This window comes from Streptomyces sp. WAC03905 (assembly GCF_057371075.1).
In genome coordinates, this window is the sequence record NZ_JBXYDZ010000003.1 from 3,694,153 (window position 1) to 3,712,753 (window position 18,601).

Sequence of the window (18,601 nt, forward strand, 5' to 3'; positions counted from 1 at the left end):
GGGACGGCTGCCGGCCCGCAGTCCCGCCGGGGCTCAGGGCGGTGCGTCTGGGGGCGGTGGGTCTCGGCGCGGTGCGTCTGGGGGCAGTGCGTCTCGGGGCCGTGGGTCTCGGCGCGGTGGGTCTCGGGGCGGTGGGTCTCGGGGCGGTGGGTCTCGGGGCGGTGGGTCTCGGGGCGGGCCTGCGCGGGCACGGATGCCGGGGGTGAAGGGGCCCGCCGAGACCCGAGCCTCCACCTCGGCGACCTCGCCGCCGACGTGGCACACGGCAAGCTCCGCACCCTGCGCCCGGGCCACCCGGCGCGCCGTGCCGCAGGCGGTGTCCGGGCCGTGCGCCCAGGTCGCCGCCGCCGCGAGCGCTGCCAGGTCGGCTGCCGCCGCCGCCCGGTGGCGGGCCACGACGGCCTGTCCGAGCAGCAGCACGCCCCCGAAGACAGCCCCCAGCACCGTCGCCACGAGCGCCGCCCAGACCGTCGCCGAGCCCCGGTCCCGGCTCACGGCGGCGGCCCCACGCTGTCCTCGGCGAGCGCCACCGCCTGCGCGCCGAGCCTCAGCGGCACCCCGGCCGGCCCCGGAGCCGGCGCCATCACCCGCACCCGCCAGAGATCGCCCACCCGCTCCAGCTCCACCCGCGCCCGCGGTGGCGCGGCCTCGCGAGCCGCCGCCACCGCCACCTCCGTCGGCTCCGACCTCGACGCCGCTCGGGCACCGGCCCGGGCCGCGTCCACGCACCGGATCTGCCCGGCGGCCGCCATCAGCGCCCACACCAGCATGGCCGCGAAGAGCACCAGCGCCGGAATCACCAGGGCGGCCTCGGCCGTCACATATCCACGGTCGCGCATTCCACGGGCTCCCCGGGACTTCCCCTCAGAACGGCACATCGAGTGCCTTCCCGATGGTCGACTGAAGGGCCGTGGCGACGACTTCACTCGTCACCACCTTGTAGAGAACAGCCGCGAATGCGCAGGCCGCGATCGTGCCCATGGCGTATTCCGAAGTGGACATCCCCGCGTCGCTCCGGCGACCGCCGAGCGCCGTCCGCACACGAAACCAGATGATCCTCATGGCAACCTCCTGTGTATTTCCGTTTTTGATGTGTGGTCAATGCGACTTCAGTGACTGGAGAGAAGTCCCGAGGCCATACCGATCACCACCGGCGCGACCCCGATCGAGAGAAAAGCGGGGAGAAAACACAGCCCCACCGGGGCGGTGACGAGGACCGCCGCCCGCTGCGCCCTGGCTCCGGCCCGGCGGGCCCGCTCCTCCCGCAGCCCGGTGGCGAGCCGGGACATCGGCTCCGCCGCGGGCGCCCCGGTCCGGGCGGCACGCTCCAAGCAGTCGGCAAGCGCCCGGGCCCCCGGTATCTCCGCCAGCCTTCCCCACCCGGCGCCCGGTTCGCCGCCGAGCCGCAGCTCCGCCCCGGCGCTCGCAAGCCGCTCGCCCACCGGGCCACCCAGCGACTCGCCCACCACCTCCGCGGCCTCCACCGGCCCGGCTCCGGCCGCCAGGCACGCGGCCAGCAGGTCGGCGGCGAACGGCAGCTGGCGCTCCGCCTCCCGCGGATCCAGCCCGGCCGGCCGTCGTGGCCGGGCCTGCCAGCGCCCCACCCCGACCGCCAGCAGGCAGCCGACCACCACCCCGGCCACCCCGCCCACGAGCACCCAGCCCGCCAGCACCGCCCCGCCCGGACCGGCCCACGCCACCGCCGCCCGCCGCAGCGCGGCACCGGCCACCGGCCCGCGCGGCCGGGGGCGCGCCCCCAGCAGTGCGGCGGTCCTGCGCCGGACGGCACGCGCCCGGACCCGCGCCACCATGGCCGACACCATCCACAGGGCCGCCGCCACGCCCAGAACGATCCCCAGCCTGTGGACGAAGAGCCCGCCCATCACCGCTCCCCCGCCCGGACGATCCGCCGGCACCACAGCAGCCCCAGCGCCTCCAGCACCCCGCCCGCCGCCAGACAGCCCCATCCCATGGGCGTGTGCAGCAGCACCCGCAGCGGATCCGCGCCCAGGCCGGTACCGATCAAGAGGCCCACCAGCGGCAGCAGGGCGAGCACCAGCACCGTCGACCGCGCCCCCGCCAACTGGGCCCGCAATGACTCCTCCCGGTCCCGTTCGGCCCGCAGGGCTCCCTCCAGCCGGTCCAGTCCGGCGGCCAGCCCCGCTCCTCCGTCCACCGACACACGCCAGCAGGCGGCCATCCCGGCCAGCCCCTCCGCCCCCCGCTCCCGCGCCGCCTGCCGCAGGGCTCCGGGCACGTCCCCGCCGAATGCCGCAGCCGCCAGTACCCCCGCCTCGGCCGCACCCGGCCCGCCCGGAGCCGCGGCCGTCCTCCGCAGGGCCGCCATCAGTGCCTGGCCGGGCTGAGCCCCGGCCCGCAGTTCTCCCACGGTCGCCCCGCACAGGGCCACCACCTCGGCGGCCCGAGCGGACCGGGCCCGCTCGCGCGCCCGCACCCGCAGCCATCTCCGTACCAGGGGCACCGCGGCCGCTCCCGCCAGCAGCGGGAGCACCGACCCGCCCAGGACCGCGATCACCAGGGCGCCCCCGAGGCAGGCCCACTCCCGCCACCGCTCGGCCCGCACCCGGACGGCGCCCAGCAGCACCTCGCGCCGCGGCGGCCCGCACCCGAGCGGCGCCCGCCCCCCTCCGGCGAGTACCGCCCGGGCCCGCCGGGACACACGGTCGCCTCCGGCGCTTCCCCAGACGGCCGCGCCCGCGCACAACACCCCGGCGAACAGCGGCACGGGCAGCCCCGCCCCGGCGCTCACCGGGCACCCCGCAGCAGTGGCCGCAGCCGCTCCCAGCCCTGCTCCCGTACGAAACCCCGGGCGCCCCACCGCAGCGCGGGCACGGTCACCACCAGTCCGGCGGGATCCCGCTCCAGCACGTGCACCTCGGCCACCCGGCGCCGCCCCTCCCGGTCCCGCACCAGGTGCAGTACCAGGGTCAGCGCGGCGGCCAACTGGCTGTGGAGGGCGCCCCGGTCGAGTCCGGCGGCCGTGCCCAGCGCCTCCAGCCGGGCCGGGACATGGGCGGCGGCGTTGGCGTGCACCGTGCCGCAGCCGCCCTCGTGGCCGGTGTTCAGGGCGGCGAGCAGGTCCGCCACCTCGGCTCCGCGCACCTCGCCGACCACCAGCCGGTCGGGCCTCATCCGCAGCGCCTGGCGGACCAGGTCCGCCAGAGTGACCAGACCGGCCCCCTCCTGGTTGGCCGGGCGGGTCTCCAGCCGCACCACGTGCGGATGGTCGGGGCGCAGTTCGGCCGAGTCCTCGGCGAGCACGATCCGTTCGGCGGGCCCCACCAGCCCCAACAAGGCACTGAGCAGGGTGGTCTTGCCGGTCCCCGTTCCGCCGGAGACGAGGAACGACAGCCGGGCCTCCACCATGTCCCGGAGCAGCCGCTGCCCGCCGGGCGGCAGCGTGCCCGCCGCGACCAGCTCTTCCAGCGTGAACGCCCGTGGTCGCACCACCCGCAGCGACAGGCAGGCCGAGCCGACCGACACCGGCGGCAGCACGGCGTGCAGCCGGGTCCCGTCGGGCAGCCGGGCGTCCACCCACGGCCGGGCGTCGTCAAGTCGCCGGCCGGCCACGGCGGCCAGCCGCTGGGCGAGCCTGCGCACGGCCCCCGCGTCGGCGAAGGTCACCCCGGTCAGCTCCAGTCCGCCGCCGCGGTCCACCCACACCCGGTCGGGGGCCGCCACCAGGACGTCGGTCACCGCCGGATCGGCCAGCAGCGGCTCCAGGAGACCCGCGCCGACCAGTTCGGAGCGCAACTCGGCCGCCGCTCCCAGCACTTCCGCGTCGCCCAGGAGCCTGCCCTGGGCGCGCAGGGCCGCCGCGACCCGCGCCGGCGTCGGCTCCGCCCCGCTCTCGGCGAGCCGCCTGCGCACCGCGTCCAGCAGTACGGCGCTCATGCCGGCACCCCCTGGGCGGCGCCGAGGGCCCGCTGCCAGAAGCCGTCGCAGAATCGGGCCAGGGCTCCGCGCTCCTGCGACCCCGGCGGCTCCCCCTCGGCCACCCGCCCCGGGAGTCCCACCTCGACCGGCACCTCACCGGCCAGTGGCGCCCCCAGCAGCCCGGCGACGTCCTCGGGATCCAGCCCGCCGGGGCAGCGTCCCCGTACGACGACGCGGACGTCCCGGGCCACCATCCGCACCCCGGCGGCCACCCGGCCCGCCGCGGCCACCGACCTCAGCTCGCCGGGGACGACCATCAGCACCAGGTCGAGCTGGGACAGCACCTCGGCCACCGCTTCGTCCACCCGGCGGGGAAGGTCGACCACGACCACGCCACCCCGGCGGCGCGCAGCGGCGACCACCGACCGCACGGCGGCGGGCGGCACGACCACCCGGTCCCCCCGGTCCCAGCTGAGCACGCGCAGCGCGTGCAGTTCGGGCAGGGACTCCTCCAGCGCACCGGCGCCCACCCGCCCCCGGGAAGCCGCGAAGTCCGGCCACCGCAGCCCTTCGGCGCATTCGCCGCCGAGCAGCACGTCCATGCCGCCGCCGAGGGGATCACCGTCGATGAGCATGGTCCGTTCACCCGCGCGGGCGGCCCGGACGGCCAGGGCGCAGGCGAGGGTGGAGGCTCCCGCCCCGCCGCTGCCCCCGATCACGCCGACCGCGAGGGCGGGCGGCCGGCCCCTTCGACGACGTCGGCGATCCGGTCCACGAGCCGGCTCTCGGCGTCGGGAAGGCGCAGCACCCCCTCCGCCCCGATCTCCACGGCCCGCTGCCATACGAGGGGGTCGTCGAGGTCCCGGCCGACGAGGAAGACCCCGGCCCTGCGCGGCGCGCCCCGCACGCGGCGCGCGGCGTCGTCCCCGACCAGCACCAGTGGGGCCGACTCCCAGCCAATTCCCGTTTCATTGAGGCCAATTGGCGAAACCGGCGCCGCACCGTCGCCCGCTTCGGGAGCGGCCTCCGCTTCGACGCCCCCGCCACCACAGCCCGGCGGTGCGTGCAGCACGTGCGGATCGGCTCCCGCCGCCGCGCACAGCCTCAACAAGTCGTCCAGCAGCAGGGGGTCCTCGGTGATGATCAGCGGCCGCCCCCCGGCGGGCGCGGCCGCGACCGCTCCCGCAGCCGCCCTCTCCCCACCCGCCGCCCTTCCGGTCATCACGGCCTTCGGCGTTTCGCACGACTTCGATCGAGCCACGATCTCCGCCCCCTTCTCACTGCAAATCCCAGCGCCGCGGACTTCGCGGCTGGAATCACCGTGCAGCGATCCGGAAAAAGAAGTGGATCTTGCCCAATAACTGTGGACAACCCATCGATTGTGAATAACCCGGTCACCCTCACAGGTGAGTTCCGGAGCGCGGCGGAACCACTACGCAGCGTGACGAGTTCGACGTGGTGAGGGCGTGCGGCGGACGGGCCGCACCGAAGAGGAAGGACCAGGAGAATGGTCGTTCGGGGCCGAGGCCGTGGACGCGAACCGCGTCCGGACAAGCGACGACCCCCGCCGGGGGGGAGAGCGGGGGTCGTCCCCACGGTCCGACTCGGGGGGGGAGGAGCCAGACCGGGTTAGCACGGTCGCGAACGATCCGTGACTTCCATGGTGTACCCGAGAGCCCTCTCAGGCAAACCCACGCGCCACACCTTACGCCGAATGGTGGGCGCATATGCTCGGGGCGTGGAAAATCAGCCCTTGCCGCACTCCTCGCCCCGCACCGCAGCCTTCTTCGATCTGGACAAGACGGTCATTGCGAAGTCGAGCACCCTGACGTTCAGCAAGTCCTTCTACCAAGGCGGCCTGATCAACCGGCGAGCCGTGTTGCGCACCGCCTACATCCAGTTCATCTTCCTCGCCGGCGGCGCCGACCACGATCAGATGGAGCGGATGCGGGAGTACCTGTCCGCCCTCTGCAAGGGATGGAACGTGCAGCAGGTGCGGGAGATCGTCGCCGAGACGCTGCACGACCTCATCGACCCGATCATCTACGACGAGGCCGCGTCCCTGATCGAGGCCCACCACACGGCCGGCCGCGACGTGGTGATCGTGTCGACGTCCGGCGCGGAGGTGGTCGAGCCGATCGGGGAGATGCTCGGCGCCGACCGGGTCGTCGCCACGCGCATGGTCGTGGGCGAGGACGGCTGTTTCACCGGCGAGATCGACTACTACGCCTACGGGCCCACCAAGGCCGAGGCCGTGCGGGAGCTCGCCGAGTCCGAGGGCTACGACCTCTCCCGGTGCTACGCCTACAGCGACTCGGCGACCGACATCCCGATGCTGGAGGCGGTCGGACACCCGCACGCCGTGAACCCCGACCGTGCGCTGCGCCGCGAGGCCACGGCGCGGGATTGGCCGGTGCTGGTCTTCAACCGGCCGGTGCGACTCAAGCAGCGCCTCCCCGGACTGTCGATGCCGGCCCGCCCGGCACTGATCGCGGCGGCCGCCGTAGGCGCGGCCGCCGCCACCGCCGGGCTGGTCTGGTACGCGAGCCGGCGCCGGGCCGCCCTCTCGGCCGCGTCCGCCTGAAACGGCCCCACCTGTACCGGTTCGGGCTGTCCGGTTCATCCCCGCTCGTCCTGGAAAGTAAAAAGTGGAGCCAGGGGTTTCGCCCGGGAGCAAAGCGGAGTACAAATAAAGCAACGGCCCGCGAGACCAAAGAACATCCGAGAGGATCATCTTTAAAACGCAGTAAGGCCCACGGACCGAAGCATGAACGCCGAGCACCCACGCGACGTCGACCCGTCGATTACGGGCCAGCCGCACCAGGTAGCGGGCAAAGCACCCGACCTGATGGGCACATTTCGAGGACGCTTGGTACCTGGGCGTGAATGCCAGCGGCGACACCAGAGCTAGACGGTGTCGCCGCAACCCATGTCGGGGCCTGTGGCCGACCGATCCCGGACCGGCCGCGGGCCCCGCGCAGGCTCAGGCCGCGCCGCGCTGCAGCGCCTCGCAGACGGCCGTCGACTCACGCACCCCGAGCTCGATCGCCCGACCGCAGTGACCGATCCAGGCGGCCATGCCCTCCGCGGTCCCGGACAGGTAGCCGCCGAAGGCCGCCAGGTAGGCCTCGGTCCCCTGCTCCGCGTGACCCACCTCCGCCGGACAGATCGCCTTGGGGTCCAGCCCGCTGTTGATCAGGACGATGCGCTCGGCGGCCCTCGCGACCAGCCCGTTGTAGGAGCCGAACGGCCGCAGGGCCAGCAGCTCGCCGTGCACCACCGCCGCCGTCACCAGCGCCGGGGCCGAACCGCCCGCGATGACGATCCGCGAGAGGCCGTCCAGCCGTCCGGCGACCTCGTCGGCATCGGGCAACGGAGACTCCACCAGGGGCTCGTCCACCGGCTCGCCCGCGAGGCGCGGACGTCCCACCACGTCCCCCTCGGCCGTCGAGCCGACCGCCACCAGGTGCAGGCGCGCCAGGACCCGCAGCGGCGACTGGCGCCAGATGCTCAGCAGCTGGCCGGCCTCCGCCGTGAGGCGCAGGGCGGCGCCCACGGTCAGCGCCTCCGGCTCGGAGCCGAAGTCGGTCCGCCGGCGCACCTCCTCCAGCGCCCAGTCCGCCCCGGACAGCGCCGCGCTGCCACGGGCGCCGCGCAGCGCGGCCTCCGAGGTGATCTCACCGCTGCGGCGGCGCATCACCCGGTGCCCGTAGACCCGGTCCACGGCCTTGCGTACGGAATCCACGGAATCGGCGACACCCGGCAGCCCGGCCAGGGCGGCCAACGGGTCAGAAGCGCTACTCATAAGTAGGGAGCCTACGACCGCGCGAGCACGGTACCGACCCCTCCTTGGAGTGGTCTTCTTCACTCAGCTTGACAACACAGTGCTACTTACCCACTACGCTTGGTGAACATGAAGATCGCTTTCGTGGGAAAGGGCGGCAGCGGCAAGACGACCCTGTCCTCCCTCTTCATCCGCCACCTCGCCGCCAACGAAGCCCCCGTCGTCGCGGTGGACGCCGACATCAACCAGCACCTGGGCGCAGCGCTCGGGCTCGCCGAGGACGAGGCCGCCGCGCTGCCCGCCCTGGGGGCGCACCTGCCCCTGATCAAGGAGTACCTGCGGGGCTCCAACCCGCGCATCGCGTCCGCCGACACGATGATCAAGACCACTCCGCCCGGACGGGGCTCGCGCCTGCTGCGCGTCACCGAGGACAACCCGGTCTACGAGGCCTGCGCGCGCACGGTCCTGCTCGACGGGGACCCCGTACGGCTGATGGCCACCGGGCCGTTCACCGAGGCCGACCTGGGCGTGGCCTGCTACCACTCCAAGGTCGGGGCGGTCGAGCTCTGCCTCAACCACCTCGTCGACGGTCCGGACGAGTACGTGGTCGTCGACATGACGGCGGGCTCGGACTCCTTCGCCTCGGGCATGTTCACCCGCTTCGACGTGACCTTCCTCGTCGCCGAGCCGACCCGCAAGGGCGTCTCCGTCTACCGCCAGTACAAGGAGTACGCCCGGGACTTCGGCGTCGCGCTCAAGGTCATCGGCAACAAGGTGCAGGGCCCCGAGGACATCGAGTTCCTCCAGGACGAGGTGGGCGAGGACCTGCTCGTCACCGTCGGGCACTCCGACTGGGTGCGGGCGATGGAGAAGGGCCGCCCGGCGCCCTTCGAACTGCTGGAGGCGACCAACCGGTTCGCCCTCCAGGCGCTGCAGGACGCCGCCGACGACTCCTACGCGCACCGCGACTGGGCCCGGTACACCGAGCAGATGGTGGACTTCCACCTCAAGAACGCGGAGAGCTGGGGCAACACCAAGACGGGTGCCGACCTGGCGGAACAGGTCGACCCCGACTTCGTCCTGCGCGAAGGCCTCGACGCCCTCGATGCGTTCGACGACGGCGCGGGCGTCGAGGAGATCGTCAGCCCTCGTCCCCAGACCCCTCGGCCGGCTCCGCAGCCGGCTTGACGCCCGCGGGGGCGGCCGGCGGCGCCGGCGGCCCCGCCGTCAGGAACTTCGTCCAGCCCTCCTTCGGTGCCTCGCCGACGTCGAGGGTGCGCATCCACTCCAGGACCTTCGGGTCCTGGGCGTCCAGCCAGTCCACCAGCTCCCGGAACGGCACGCAGCGGACCTCCTTCTGGGTGCACATGCCCTTGATCGACTCCTCGACGGCACGCATGTAGGTGCCGCCGTTCCAGGACTCGAAGTGGTTGCCGATGATCAGCGGCGCCCGGTTGCCCTGGTAGACGCGGTCGAAGGCCTGCCGCAGGCCGTCCCGCATCTGGTCGCCCCAGTAGGTGTGCTGCGAGGGGTCGCCCTGCGACGTCGTCCCGGACTGGTTGACCATGTAGTTGTAGTCCATGCTCAGCGTGTCGAAGGCACGGCCCGGCATGGGCACCAGCTGGAGCGGGACGTCCCAGAGCCCGTCCGTCTTCTTGGGCCAGATCTGCTTGCTGATCCCGCTGGAGTCGTAGCGGAACCCCATGCCCTTCGCCGCCAGCATGAAGTTCTTCTGGCCTTCGAGGCAGGGGGTGCGGGCGCCGACGAGTTCCTTGTCGTAGTCGAAGGGGAGCGCCTCCTCCTGCTTCAGGCCCGCGTTGGTCTTCCAGTTCTTGACGAAGGACTTGGCCTGGCTGATCTCGCTCTTCCACTCCTCCACGGACCAGGTGCCGACACCGCCGTCGGGCCCGCAGAAGTGGCCGTTGAAGTGGGTGCCGATCTCGTTGCCCTCCAGCCAGGCCCCGCGGACCTGTGCGGCGGTGTCCTTGATGCCCTGGAGGTCACCGAAACCGATGTCGGAGCGGCCCGGCGCATGCTGGGGGGCGGTGTAGAGGAAACGCTTCTCCTCCGGAAGCATGTACACGCCGCTGAGGAAGTACGTCATGCGGGCGTTGTACTTCTTGCCGACCTCGCGGAAGTGCGAGAACAGCTTCTGGCTGTCCTCGCCGGCCCCGTCCCACGAGAACACCACGAACTGCGGGGGCTTCTCACCGGGCTTCAGCTTCTGCGGCTTCACGACGTTCGGCTGCGGGCCGGTGTACGCGGTCGAACCGTCGCCGATGGGGCGGTTGACACTGCCGGGAGCCTCGGCAGCGCCCTTCCGCGCGTTCGGACCGCCGGCGGGCGGGGACTTCGCGGGTTCCGAGGCGGTGCACCCGGCCACACCCAGGACCAGCGCCGTGGCGACCAGGCCGCCGGCGATCTTCTTCGTGGCGGCGATCATCCGCCCCACCTCTCCCTCGCAGTTCCATCGCAGGACTTCCGCGCCGCAACGTCCCATGCGGTCCACCGTGAGGAAGGTATGACAAGCCGGACAAAATGCTTAATCACTCCTGGGTGCTAATTCGTAAGCCATTTGCCCGAATTCTCCACCACTCATCTTTACTCTCCATTACCGTTCATTTACCGAGTGTTGAGATTCCCGCCCCTTCGACCCTCATCCCAGAGGAGACGGGACCCGATGACAGCCACTTCCCCCACCCGCGCGCCCCGCACGGTGCGCAAGGACTTCCCGGCGGACCTCTCCGCCTCCATCGCCGTCTTCCTGATCGCCATGCCGCTCTCCCTCGGCATCGCCCTGGCCACCGGGGCCCCGCTCCAGGCGGGTCTGGTCGCAGCCGCGGCGGGCGGGATCGTGGCCGGACGCCTCGGTGGCGCTCCGCTCCAGGTGAGCGGACCCGCCGCCGGACTGACCGTGGTCACCGCGGAGTTGATCCAGCGGTACGGATGGCGCACCACGTGCGCCATCACCGTGCTCGCCGGGATCTGCCAGCTCGGCCTCGCCGCCCTGCGCACCGCCCGCTCCGCGCTCATGGTCAGCCCGGCCATCGTGCACGGCATGCTCGCGGGCATCGGCGTGACCATCGCACTGGCCCAGCTGCACATCGTGCTCGGCGGCACACCCCAGAGCTCGGCCGTGGCGAACGTGCTCGGCCTGCCGGCGCAGTTGGCCGACCTGCACCCGGTGGCGCTCGGGGTCAGCGCCCTGACCCTGATCGTCCTGCTGGGCTGGCCGCGGCTGCCGGGACGGACCGGCCGCGCCCTGCGCAAGCTGCCGGCGCCCCTCGCCGCCGTCGCCTCGGCCACCGCCTTCGCCGCTCTGGCCGGGCTCAGCCTGCCCCGGGTGGACCTGCCGTCCTGGCGCAGCCACGCACTTCCCGAGATGCCCGAGGGGCCGGTCCTCGGGCTCATCGCCGCCGTCCTGACCATCACCCTGGTCGGGAGCGTGGAGTCCCTGCTCTCGGCCGTCGCGACCGACAAGCTGATCGCCTCCGAGCGGGGCACGGACGACCGCCCGCCGCGCGCCGACCTCGACCGCGAACTGCGCGGCCAGGGCGCGGCGAACATCGTCTCCGGAGCCCTGGGCGGGCTGCCCATCACCGGTGTGGCCGTGCGCAGCGTGGCGAACGTCAAGTCCGGTGCGGCGAGCCGGAAGTCGTCGATGATGCACGGCTTCTGGGTGCTGCTCGCGGCCTTCCTGCTGGTCCCGCTGCTCGATCTGATTCCGCTGGCCACGCTGGCGGCCCTGGTGATGGCGGTGGGCGTGCAGATGGTCAACATCACGCACCTGCGCAGCGTCACCCGGCACCGGGAGGCCCTCGTCTACGGGACGACCATCGTCGCAGTGGTGCTCGGCGGAGTGCTGGAGGGCGTGGCCGTGGGCATCGCGGTGGCCGTCGCGCTGGCCCTGCACCGGCTCGCCCGGACCCGGATCAGTCTGGAGCACCTGGACGGCGGGGTCCACCGGGTGCGGGCTCGCGGGCAGTTGACCTTCCTGGCGGTGCCGCGGCTGAGCCGGGCACTGAACCAGATCCCGCACGACGCGCACGCCGTGGTCGAGCTCGACGGCTCCTTCATGGACCACGCGGCGTACGAGACGATCCAGGACTGGCAGCAGTCCCACCTGGCCCACGGGGGCACCCTGGAGGTCACCGGCCGGTCCGGGCAGGCCGCCCGCATCACCGGGGCGGACCCGGCCGCGGCCGGCGGAGCCGGATCCCCCGACGGGCCGGACGCGGCGGACGGGGCCGACGGCACCGGGAGCGGCCACGTCACCCCCCACGCCGAAGCCGACCACCCGGGCGGCCGCCCCGACCGGTCGGACCGGTCCCGTCGCGGCCAGCACCGCGGGACGCACGCGTGCTGCCGCCCCTGGACCCCATGGCAGAACCACTGCGACCACCGCGCGACGAGCACCCGTGCCGCCACCGCCGCGTCCACGGCGGCAGCAGCAGCCACGGACGGGCAGGACGCGGCCCGGGGCGACGGAACGCCGGAGCTCTCGCCGGCGCGCCGGCGGCGCGGCGCCGGCCAACTGGCCAGCGGGATCAGCGCCTTCCAGCGGGACACCGCACCGCACGTACGGGACGAGCTGGCCCGGCTGGCCCGCGAGGGGCAGCGCCCCTCGCAGCTCTTCATCACCTGCGCGGACTCCCGGCTGGTGACCAGCATGATCACGGCGAGCGGCCCGGGAGACCTCTTCACCGTCCGCAACGTCGGCAATCTCGTGCCGCTGCCCGGCGCCGAGTCCACGGACGACTCCGTCGCGGCGGCCATCGAGTACGCGGTGGACGTGCTGAAGGTCGACAGCATCACCGTCTGCGGGCACTCGGGCTGCGGTGCCATGCAGGCCCTGCTCAGCTCGACGCCCGACGCGCCCGTGACCCCGCTGCGCCGCTGGTTGCGCCACGGGCTGCCGAGCCTGGAGCGGATGGGCAGCCGCCACCACGCCTGGGCCCGGATCTCGGGCCGGCTCCCGCCGATGCCGTCGAGCAGCTGTGCCTGACCAACGTGGTCCAGCAGCTGGAGCACCTGAAGGCCCACGAAGCCGTGGCCAGACGGCTCGCCGAGGGCACCCTGGAGCTGCACGGGATGTACTTCCACGTGGGCGAGGCCCAGGCGTACCTGCTGTCCGAGGGTGAGGACTTCTTCGACTGCCGCGTCTTCGACACCGTCGGCCAGCACGCCTGAACCGATACCCTCCGGTATCCGTGCCATCGACTGGCCCCTTCCCGCGCCCTGCAGCGGGCAGGGGCCGTTCGCACGCCGTTCTCGTGCGGGCCGTCTGCGTGATATAGGTCTAAACCAATTTCAGGTTACCCCTTGTCACCTGGGCCGCAGACTGATGAGCTATGCCCGGGGACACAACGGACACCCTGGGAAAGGGAGATGTCGTGAGCAATGAGAGCCTGGCCAATCTGCTCAAGGAGGAGCGGCGGTTCGCACCGCCCGCCGATCTGGCCGCCGCCGCCAACGTGAAAGAGGCTGCGTACGCACAGGCCGACGCGGACCGGCTGGGCTTCTGGGCCGAGCAGGCCCGGCGGCTGACCTGGGCGACCGAACCGACCGAGACGCTCGACTGGTCGAACCCGCCCTTCGCGAAGTGGTTCGCCGACGGCAGGCTGAACGTCGCGTACAACTGCGTCGACCGCCACGTCGAGGCAGGCAACGGCGAGCGCGTCGCCATCCACTTCGAGGGCGAGCCCGGCGACAGCCGCGCGATCACCTACCGCGAGCTCAAGGACGAGGTCTCCAAGGCCGCCAACGCCCTCACCGAACTGGGCGTCCAGGCCGGCGACCGCGTCGCCGTCTACCTCCCGATGATCCCCGAGGCGGTCGTCGCCATGCTCGCGTGCGCCCGCATCGGCGCCGCGCACTCCGTGGTCTTCGGCGGGTTCTCCGCCGACGCCGTCGCCTCCCGCATCCAGGACGCCGACGCCAAGCTGGTCATCACCGCCGACGGCGGCTACCGCCGCGGCAGGCCCAGCGCCCTGAAGCCCGCCATCGACGAGGCCGTCGCCAAGTGCCCGCAGGTCGAGCACGTGCTCGTCGTGCGCCGCACCGGCCAGGACACCGCCTTCACCGAGGGCCGCGACGTCTGGTGGCACGACGTGGTCGGCCGCCAGTCCGCCGAGCACACCCCGCAGGCCTTCGACGCCGAGCACCCGCTGTTCATCCTCTACACCTCGGGGACGACGGGTAAGCCCAAGGGCATCCTGCACACCTCCGGCGGCTACCTCACCCAGGCGGCGTACACCCACCACGCCGTCTTCGACCTGAAGCCGGAGAGCGACGTCTACTGGTGCACGGCCGACATCGGCTGGGTGACCGGACACTCCTACATCGTCTACGGGCCGCTCGCGAACGGCGCCACGCAGGTGATGTACGAGGGCACCCCGGACACCCCGCACCAGGGCCGCTTCTGGGAGGTCGTGCAGAAGTACGGCGTCACGATCCTCTACACGGCGCCCACGGCCATCCGTACGTTCATGAAGTGGGGCGACGACATCCCCGCGAAGTTCGACCTGTCGAGCCTGCGCGTCCTGGGCTCGGTCGGCGAGCCCATCAACCCCGAGGCATGGGTCTGGTACCGCAAGCACATCGGCGGCGACCGCTGCCCGATCGTGGACACCTGGTGGCAGACCGAGACCGGCGCGATGATGATCTCCCCGCTGCCGGGCGTCACGCACACCAAGCCCGGCTCCGCCCAGCGCGCCCTGCCCGGGATCGCCGCCACCGTGGTGGACGACGAGGCGCACGAGGTCCCGAACGGCGGGGGCGGCTACCTGGTCCTCACCGAGCCGTGGCCGTCGATGCTGCGCACCATCTGGGGCGACGACCAGCGCTTCATCGACACCTACTGGTCGCGCTTCGAGGGCAAGTACTTCGCGGGCGACGGCGCCAAGAAGGACGACGACGGCGACATCTGGCTGCTCGGCCGGGTGGACGACGTGATGCTGGTGTCGGGCCACAACATCTCCACCACCGAGGTCGAGTCGGCCCTCGTCTCGCACCCGTCGGTCGCCGAGGCGGCCGTGGTCGGGGCCGCCGACGAGACGACCGGCCAGGCCATCGTGGCCTTCGTCATCCTGCGCGGCAGCGCCTCGGAGACCGAGGGCCTGGTCGCGGACCTGCGCAGCCACGTGGGCAGCACGCTCGGCCCGATCGCGAAGCCCCAGCGGATCCTGCCGGTGCAGGAGCTGCCGAAGACCCGCTCGGGCAAGATCATGCGTCGCCTGCTGCGCGACGTGGCGGAGAACCGCGCGGTCGGCGACGTCACCACGCTGGCGGACTCGTCCGTCATGGACCTGATCCAGAGCAAGCTCCCGGCCGCGGGCAGCGAGGACTGACGCGCCGAGACACTCGGGAACTCTCCGCGACACTCCGGGACCGGAAGGGGCATGCGGCGCGACGCGCCGGGTGCCCCTTTCGCGCATAAAGTGATGATCGCCGGATACGCCCTCGCGTACACCCTGTAAAATATTGAAAGCGTAAAAGAAAGACCACAGGGTGCGCCGGGAAGTCTGGTCGGCAACGAGTTCCGCCATGCCGTCCAACCGCCCCCGGAGGTGCCCCTCGTGGCCGCGCCCAGCCCCGCCCACCACAAGAGCCGCAAGCTGCTCGGCCGTCTCTCGCTGCCCGAGAGCCGCTACATCGCCGATGCCCTGCGCACCGAGACGGTGGGTGGCGTCCTGCTGCTCGTGGCCGCGATCGCCGCCCTGCTCTGGGCCAACATCCCCGCCCTCGCGGACAGCTACGCCAGCGTGCGGTCCTTCCACATCGGACCCGCCTCCCTCGGCCTGGACCTCTCGCTCCAGCACTGGGCCGCCGACGGACTCCTCGCCATCTTCTTCTTCGTCGCCGGCATCGAGCTCAAGCGCGAACTCGTCGCGGGCGACCTGCGCGATCCCAAGGCCGCCGCCCTCCCGGTGATCGCCGCCCTCTGCGGCATGGCCGTGCCCGCGCTCGTCTACGCACTGGTCAACCTCACCGGCAACGGATCGATGGACGGCTGGGCCGTCCCGACGGCCACCGACATCGCCTTCGCGCTCGCCGTCCTCGCCGTCATCGGCACCTCCCTGCCCTCGGCCCTGCGCGCCTTCCTGCTGACCCTCGCCGTCGTCGACGACCTCTTCGCGATCCTGATCATCGCGGTGTTCTTCACCAGCGAGATCGACTTCCTGGCCCTCGGCGGCGCCCTCGTGGGGCTGGTCCTCTTCTGGTTCCTGCTGCGCCGCGGCGTCCGGGGCTGGTACGTCTACGTACCGCTCGCTCTGGTCATCTGGGGCCTCATGTACAACAGCGGCGTCCACGCCACGATCGCCGGCGTGGCCATGGGCCTGATGCTCCGCTGCACCCGCCGGGACGGCGAGGGGACCTCTCCCGGCGAGCACATCGAGCACCTGGTCCGGCCCGTCTCCGCCGGTCTCGCCGTGCCCCTCTTCGCGCTCTTCTCCGCCGGGGTCTCCCTCTCCGACGAGGCCATCGCCCAGGTCTTCACCCGCCCCGAGACCCTCGGCGTGGTCCTCGGCCTCGTCGTCGGCAAGGCCGCGGGCATCTTCGGCGGGACCTGGCTGGCCGCCCGCTTCACCCGGGCCGAACTGAACGAGGACCTGGCCTGGCCGGACGTACTCGCCGTGGCCACGCTCGCCGGCATCGGCTTCACCGTCTCCCTCCTCATCGGCGAACTCGCCTTCGCCGGCGACGCGACCCTCACCGACGAGATCAAGGCCGCCGTCCTGCTCGGCTCCCTGATCTCCGCCCTGATCGCCTGCGTCCTGCTCAAGCTCCGCAACCGCCGCTACCGGTTGCTCACCGAGGCCGAGGAGCGCGACGAGGACCACGACGGCATCCCGGACATCTACGAGGAGGACAAACCCGAGTACCACCTGAGGATGGCGAAGATCTACGAGGACCGGGCCGCGGAACACCGCCGCAAGGCGGAGGAGGCGGCCGCCGCCGCGCTCCAAACCGCAGCCGGGTCCACCACCGAGGCCGACCGTCCGGCATGATCTGAGTGACGACGCAGGACCGACGCGGGACAGCCGCACGCCGGCCGGTCGGCGGCCGCGGGGACAGCCGCCCGGCAGCAGACGACAGAGGGAGAGAGCGATGAGCGCAGTGGACCAAGAGGCGCAGGGAGCCGAGCGCACACTCGGCCAGCTGGTCGCCTCGGCCACCGCCGAGATGTCCGCCCTGGTTCACGACGAGATCGCCCTGGCCAAGGCGGAACTGCGCGAGGACGCCAAGCGCGTGGGCAGCGGCTCCGCCTCGATCGCCGCCGCGGGGGTGTTCGCGGTCTTCTCCCTCCCGGTGCTGACCTTCGCCGCGGCGTACGGGATCCACAACCTCGGGCTCGGCCTCGCCTGGTCCTTCCTGATCGTCGGTGGCGCGTTCCTGCTGATCGCGGGCGTCCTCGCGCTGATCGCCGTGCGGAAGTTCAAGAAGGTCAAGCCGCCGGAGAAGTCCATCGCCTCGGTCAAGCAGACCGCCGCGCTGGTCGGGACCGTCAAGCCGCACCCGCGGCCGGTCAGTGACAAGGCTGTGGGTGTGGCACGCTCGTCCTCATGACAGCGCCCACGCCGGACCCCAGCATTCCGCCCACCGCTGCCACGGCGGTGCGGCTCGACCTCCCCGGCGGGGAAGCGGTGACGCACCGGGACGTGGCCGCCAACGGCGCACGCTTCCACGTCGCCGAGCTCGGTGACGGCCCGCTGGTCCTGCTGCTGCACGGCTTCCCGCAGTTCTGGTGGACCTGGCGGCACCAGCTGACCGCGCTCGCCGACGCCGGGTACCGGGCCGTCGCGATGGACCTGCGCGGGGTCGGCGGCAGCGACCGCACCCCGCGCGGTTACGACCCCGCCAACCTGGCCCTCGACATCACCGGAGTCGTACGGTCGCTCGGCGAGCCGGACGCCGCGCTCGTCGGGCACGACCTGGGCGGGTACCTCGCCTGGACGGCGGCCGTGATGCGGCCCAAGCTGGTGCGCCGGCTCGTCGTCTCCTCCATGCCGCATCCCCGGCGGTGGCGCTCGGCGATGCTGTCGGACTTCGGTCAGACCCGGGCGAGTTCGCACATCTGGGGCTTCCAGCGGCCGTTCGTGCCCGAGCGGCAGCTCGTCGCCGACGGCGGGGCCCTCGTGGGCGACCTGATCCGCGACTGGTCGGGGCCGCGACCTCCCGAGGAGGAGGACCTCGCCGTGTACCGGCGGGCGATGTGCATCCCGTCCACCGCCCACTGCTCGATCGAGCCGTACCGCTGGATGATGCGGTCCATGGCCCGGCCCGACGGCCTGCAGTTCAACCGACGCATGAAGCGGCCGGTCCGGGTGCCCACGCTGCACCTGCACGGTTCGCTCGACCCGGTGATGCGCACCCGCAGCGCCGCGGGATCCGGCGAGTACGTCGAAGCCCCCTACCGGTGGCGGCTGTTCGACGGGCTGGGGCACTTCCCGCACGAGGAGGACCCCGTCGCCTTCTCGACCGAGCTGGTCAACTGGCTGAAGGACCCCGAGCCGGACCGCTGACCACCCGCTGCACGAACGGCAGTTCACCCGGCCGTTCGTCTTATGAGCATTCAATTGCCCGGCGCATAGGCCAATTGGCCGCCCCGCGGGGGATTACGGACCTTGGGGCCCGGGCACAGCTCGGAGTATGAGCTGGACGCACGACCACGGTGACACCGCGCACGAAGGCAGCCCTGCAGCTACGCCGGGCACGCACGAGAGGGTCGGCCGGTACGGCCACGACCCACACCTGGGAATCCCCCGCATCCTGCGCCGCCGGGCCCGCTGGATGTCCGCACGTCTGCGGCACCCACGGAGCTAGGCCGTGTCTTGCGGATCAGGCCGCGACCCGGCCTGATCCGCAAGACACGGCCCGGGGCCCGTCGGGGCGCCGTGTCAGAGGGCGGGGCGCCGT

The 18,601-nt window shown here is 72.6% G+C and carries 16 protein-coding genes and 1 pseudogene; 8 read left to right on the top strand and 9 right to left on the bottom strand.

The genetic code is table 11. The features are described 5' to 3' along the window. Positions 1-33: 33 nt before the first annotated feature. From AC2RP6_RS19085 to ssd, 7 genes and pseudogenes are all read right to left on the bottom strand, one after another. Complete coding sequence (locus AC2RP6_RS19085) at positions 34-495, bottom strand: Rv3654c family TadE-like protein (RefSeq protein ID WP_486447286.1); 462 nt, start codon at positions 493-495, stop codon at positions 34-36. Further along, positions 492-839: a TadE family type IV pilus minor pilin gene (locus AC2RP6_RS19090; RefSeq protein WP_486447287.1), complete on the bottom strand. Its 348-nt coding sequence runs from the start codon at positions 837-839 to the stop codon at positions 492-494. Before AC2RP6_RS19090 ends, AC2RP6_RS19085 begins: the two co-directional genes overlap by 4 nt. A 25-nt stretch (positions 840-864) precedes the next feature. Continuing rightward, positions 865-1,062, bottom strand: coding sequence for a DUF4244 domain-containing protein (locus AC2RP6_RS19095; RefSeq protein ID WP_486447288.1), 198 nt, complete (start codon positions 1,060-1,062; stop codon positions 865-867). Positions 1,063-1,109: 47 nt separating this feature from the next. Beyond that, complete coding sequence (locus AC2RP6_RS19100; protein ID WP_486447289.1) at positions 1,110-1,883, bottom strand: type II secretion system F family protein; 774 nt, start codon at positions 1,881-1,883, stop codon at positions 1,110-1,112. Beyond that, a complete protein-coding gene (locus AC2RP6_RS19105; RefSeq protein ID WP_486447290.1) occupies positions 1,883-2,770 on the bottom strand; it encodes a type II secretion system F family protein in 888 nt (295 codons plus the stop codon). The genes AC2RP6_RS19100 and AC2RP6_RS19105 overlap by 1 nt, the downstream gene beginning before the upstream one ends. After that, positions 2,767-3,915, bottom strand: a complete 1,149-nt coding sequence (locus AC2RP6_RS19110; RefSeq protein ID WP_486447291.1) for a TadA family conjugal transfer-associated ATPase — start codon at positions 3,913-3,915, stop codon at positions 2,767-2,769. The genes AC2RP6_RS19105 and AC2RP6_RS19110 overlap by 4 nt, the downstream gene beginning before the upstream one ends. Next, positions 3,912-5,119: pseudogene (gene ssd, locus AC2RP6_RS19115) on the bottom strand (septum site-determining protein Ssd). The gene AC2RP6_RS19110 and the pseudogene ssd overlap by 4 nt, the downstream one beginning before the upstream one ends. A 531-nt stretch (positions 5,120-5,650) precedes the next feature. Here ssd and AC2RP6_RS19120 point away from each other — a divergent pair. Continuing rightward, complete coding sequence (locus tag AC2RP6_RS19120) at positions 5,651-6,481, top strand: HAD family hydrolase (protein WP_486450379.1); 831 nt, start codon at positions 5,651-5,653, stop codon at positions 6,479-6,481. Between the two features lie 399 nt (positions 6,482-6,880). Here the strand turns inward: AC2RP6_RS19120 and AC2RP6_RS19125 are convergent, their stop codons facing one another. Beyond that, positions 6,881-7,702 (bottom strand): Fic family protein, encoded by an 822-nt coding sequence (locus AC2RP6_RS19125; RefSeq protein WP_486447292.1) that lies wholly within the window; start codon positions 7,700-7,702, stop codon positions 6,881-6,883. Positions 7,703-7,810: 108 nt separating this feature from the next. Between AC2RP6_RS19125 and AC2RP6_RS19130 the strand changes: the two genes are divergently transcribed. Continuing rightward, complete coding sequence (locus tag AC2RP6_RS19130; RefSeq protein WP_486447293.1) at positions 7,811-8,869, top strand: ATP-binding protein; 1,059 nt, start codon at positions 7,811-7,813, stop codon at positions 8,867-8,869. Here AC2RP6_RS19130 and AC2RP6_RS19135 read toward each other — a convergent pair. Continuing rightward, the gene (locus AC2RP6_RS19135; RefSeq protein ID WP_486447294.1) at positions 8,823-10,124 is read right to left on the bottom strand and encodes a polysaccharide deacetylase family protein; all 1,302 of its coding nucleotides are present in this window, start codon (positions 10,122-10,124) and stop codon (positions 8,823-8,825) included. The two genes, AC2RP6_RS19130 and AC2RP6_RS19135, sit on opposite strands and share 47 nt — an antisense overlap. A gap of 237 nt (positions 10,125-10,361) precedes the next feature. On the opposite strand from AC2RP6_RS19135, the gene AC2RP6_RS19140 reads away from it, so the two are divergent. The 6 genes from AC2RP6_RS19140 to AC2RP6_RS19165 all read left to right on the top strand — a co-directional run bounded on the left by AC2RP6_RS19140 (position 10,362) and on the right by AC2RP6_RS19165 (position 18,207). Then, the gene (locus AC2RP6_RS19140; protein WP_486447295.1) at positions 10,362-12,686 is read left to right on the top strand and encodes a bifunctional SulP family inorganic anion transporter/carbonic anhydrase; all 2,325 of its coding nucleotides are present in this window, start codon (positions 10,362-10,364) and stop codon (positions 12,684-12,686) included. A gap of 5 nt (positions 12,687-12,691) precedes the next feature. After that, positions 12,692-12,871, top strand: coding sequence for a hypothetical protein (locus tag AC2RP6_RS19145; RefSeq protein ID WP_486447296.1), 180 nt, complete (start codon positions 12,692-12,694; stop codon positions 12,869-12,871). A 161-nt stretch (positions 12,872-13,032) separates the two neighbouring features. After that, positions 13,033-15,030 carry an acetate--CoA ligase gene (acs, locus tag AC2RP6_RS19150; protein WP_486447297.1) on the top strand — a complete coding sequence of 666 codons (1,998 nt, stop codon included), beginning with the start codon at positions 13,033-13,035 and terminating at the stop codon, positions 15,028-15,030. Between the two features lie 228 nt (positions 15,031-15,258). Next, entirely contained in the window at positions 15,259-16,692 is a 1,434-nt protein-coding gene (gene nhaA / locus AC2RP6_RS19155) for a Na+/H+ antiporter NhaA (protein ID WP_486447298.1), read from the top strand. Positions 16,693-16,792: 100 nt separating this feature from the next. Next, complete coding sequence (locus AC2RP6_RS19160) at positions 16,793-17,251, top strand: phage holin family protein (RefSeq protein WP_405423888.1); 459 nt, start codon at positions 16,793-16,795, stop codon at positions 17,249-17,251. Continuing rightward, the gene (locus AC2RP6_RS19165) at positions 17,248-18,207 is read left to right on the top strand and encodes an alpha/beta fold hydrolase (RefSeq protein ID WP_030648133.1); all 960 of its coding nucleotides are present in this window, start codon (positions 17,248-17,250) and stop codon (positions 18,205-18,207) included. Before AC2RP6_RS19160 ends, AC2RP6_RS19165 begins: the two co-directional genes overlap by 4 nt. Positions 18,208-18,601 lie beyond the last annotated feature (394 nt).

What these genes read in the sequence shown, in the direction of transcription:
- AC2RP6_RS19090 (WP_486447287.1), bottom strand. Translation starts at nt 839, where the DNA reads ATGCGCGACCGTGGATATGTGACGGCCGAGGCCGCCCTGGTGATTCCG.
- AC2RP6_RS19095 (WP_486447288.1), bottom strand. Translation starts at nt 1,062, where the DNA reads ATGAGGATCATCTGGTTTCGTGTGCGGACGGCGCTCGGCGGTCGCCGG.
- AC2RP6_RS19100 (WP_486447289.1), bottom strand. Translation starts at nt 1,883, where the DNA reads ATGGGCGGGCTCTTCGTCCACAGGCTGGGGATCGTTCTGGGCGTGGCG.
- AC2RP6_RS19110 (WP_486447291.1), bottom strand. Translation starts at nt 3,915, where the DNA reads ATGAGCGCCGTACTGCTGGACGCGGTGCGCAGGCGGCTCGCCGAGAGC.
- AC2RP6_RS19125 (WP_486447292.1), bottom strand. Translation starts at nt 7,702, where the DNA reads ATGAGTAGCGCTTCTGACCCGTTGGCCGCCCTGGCCGGGCTGCCGGGT.
- AC2RP6_RS19130 (WP_486447293.1), top strand. Translation starts at nt 7,811, where the DNA reads ATGAAGATCGCTTTCGTGGGAAAGGGCGGCAGCGGCAAGACGACCCTG.
- AC2RP6_RS19135 (WP_486447294.1), bottom strand. Translation starts at nt 10,124, where the DNA reads ATGATCGCCGCCACGAAGAAGATCGCCGGCGGCCTGGTCGCCACGGCG.
- AC2RP6_RS19140 (WP_486447295.1), top strand. Translation starts at nt 10,362, where the DNA reads ATGACAGCCACTTCCCCCACCCGCGCGCCCCGCACGGTGCGCAAGGAC.
- acs (WP_486447297.1), top strand. Translation starts at nt 13,033, where the DNA reads ATGCCCGGGGACACAACGGACACCCTGGGAAAGGGAGATGTCGTGAGC.
- AC2RP6_RS19160 (WP_405423888.1), top strand. Translation starts at nt 16,793, where the DNA reads ATGAGCGCAGTGGACCAAGAGGCGCAGGGAGCCGAGCGCACACTCGGC.
- AC2RP6_RS19165 (WP_030648133.1), top strand. Translation starts at nt 17,248, where the DNA reads ATGACAGCGCCCACGCCGGACCCCAGCATTCCGCCCACCGCTGCCACG.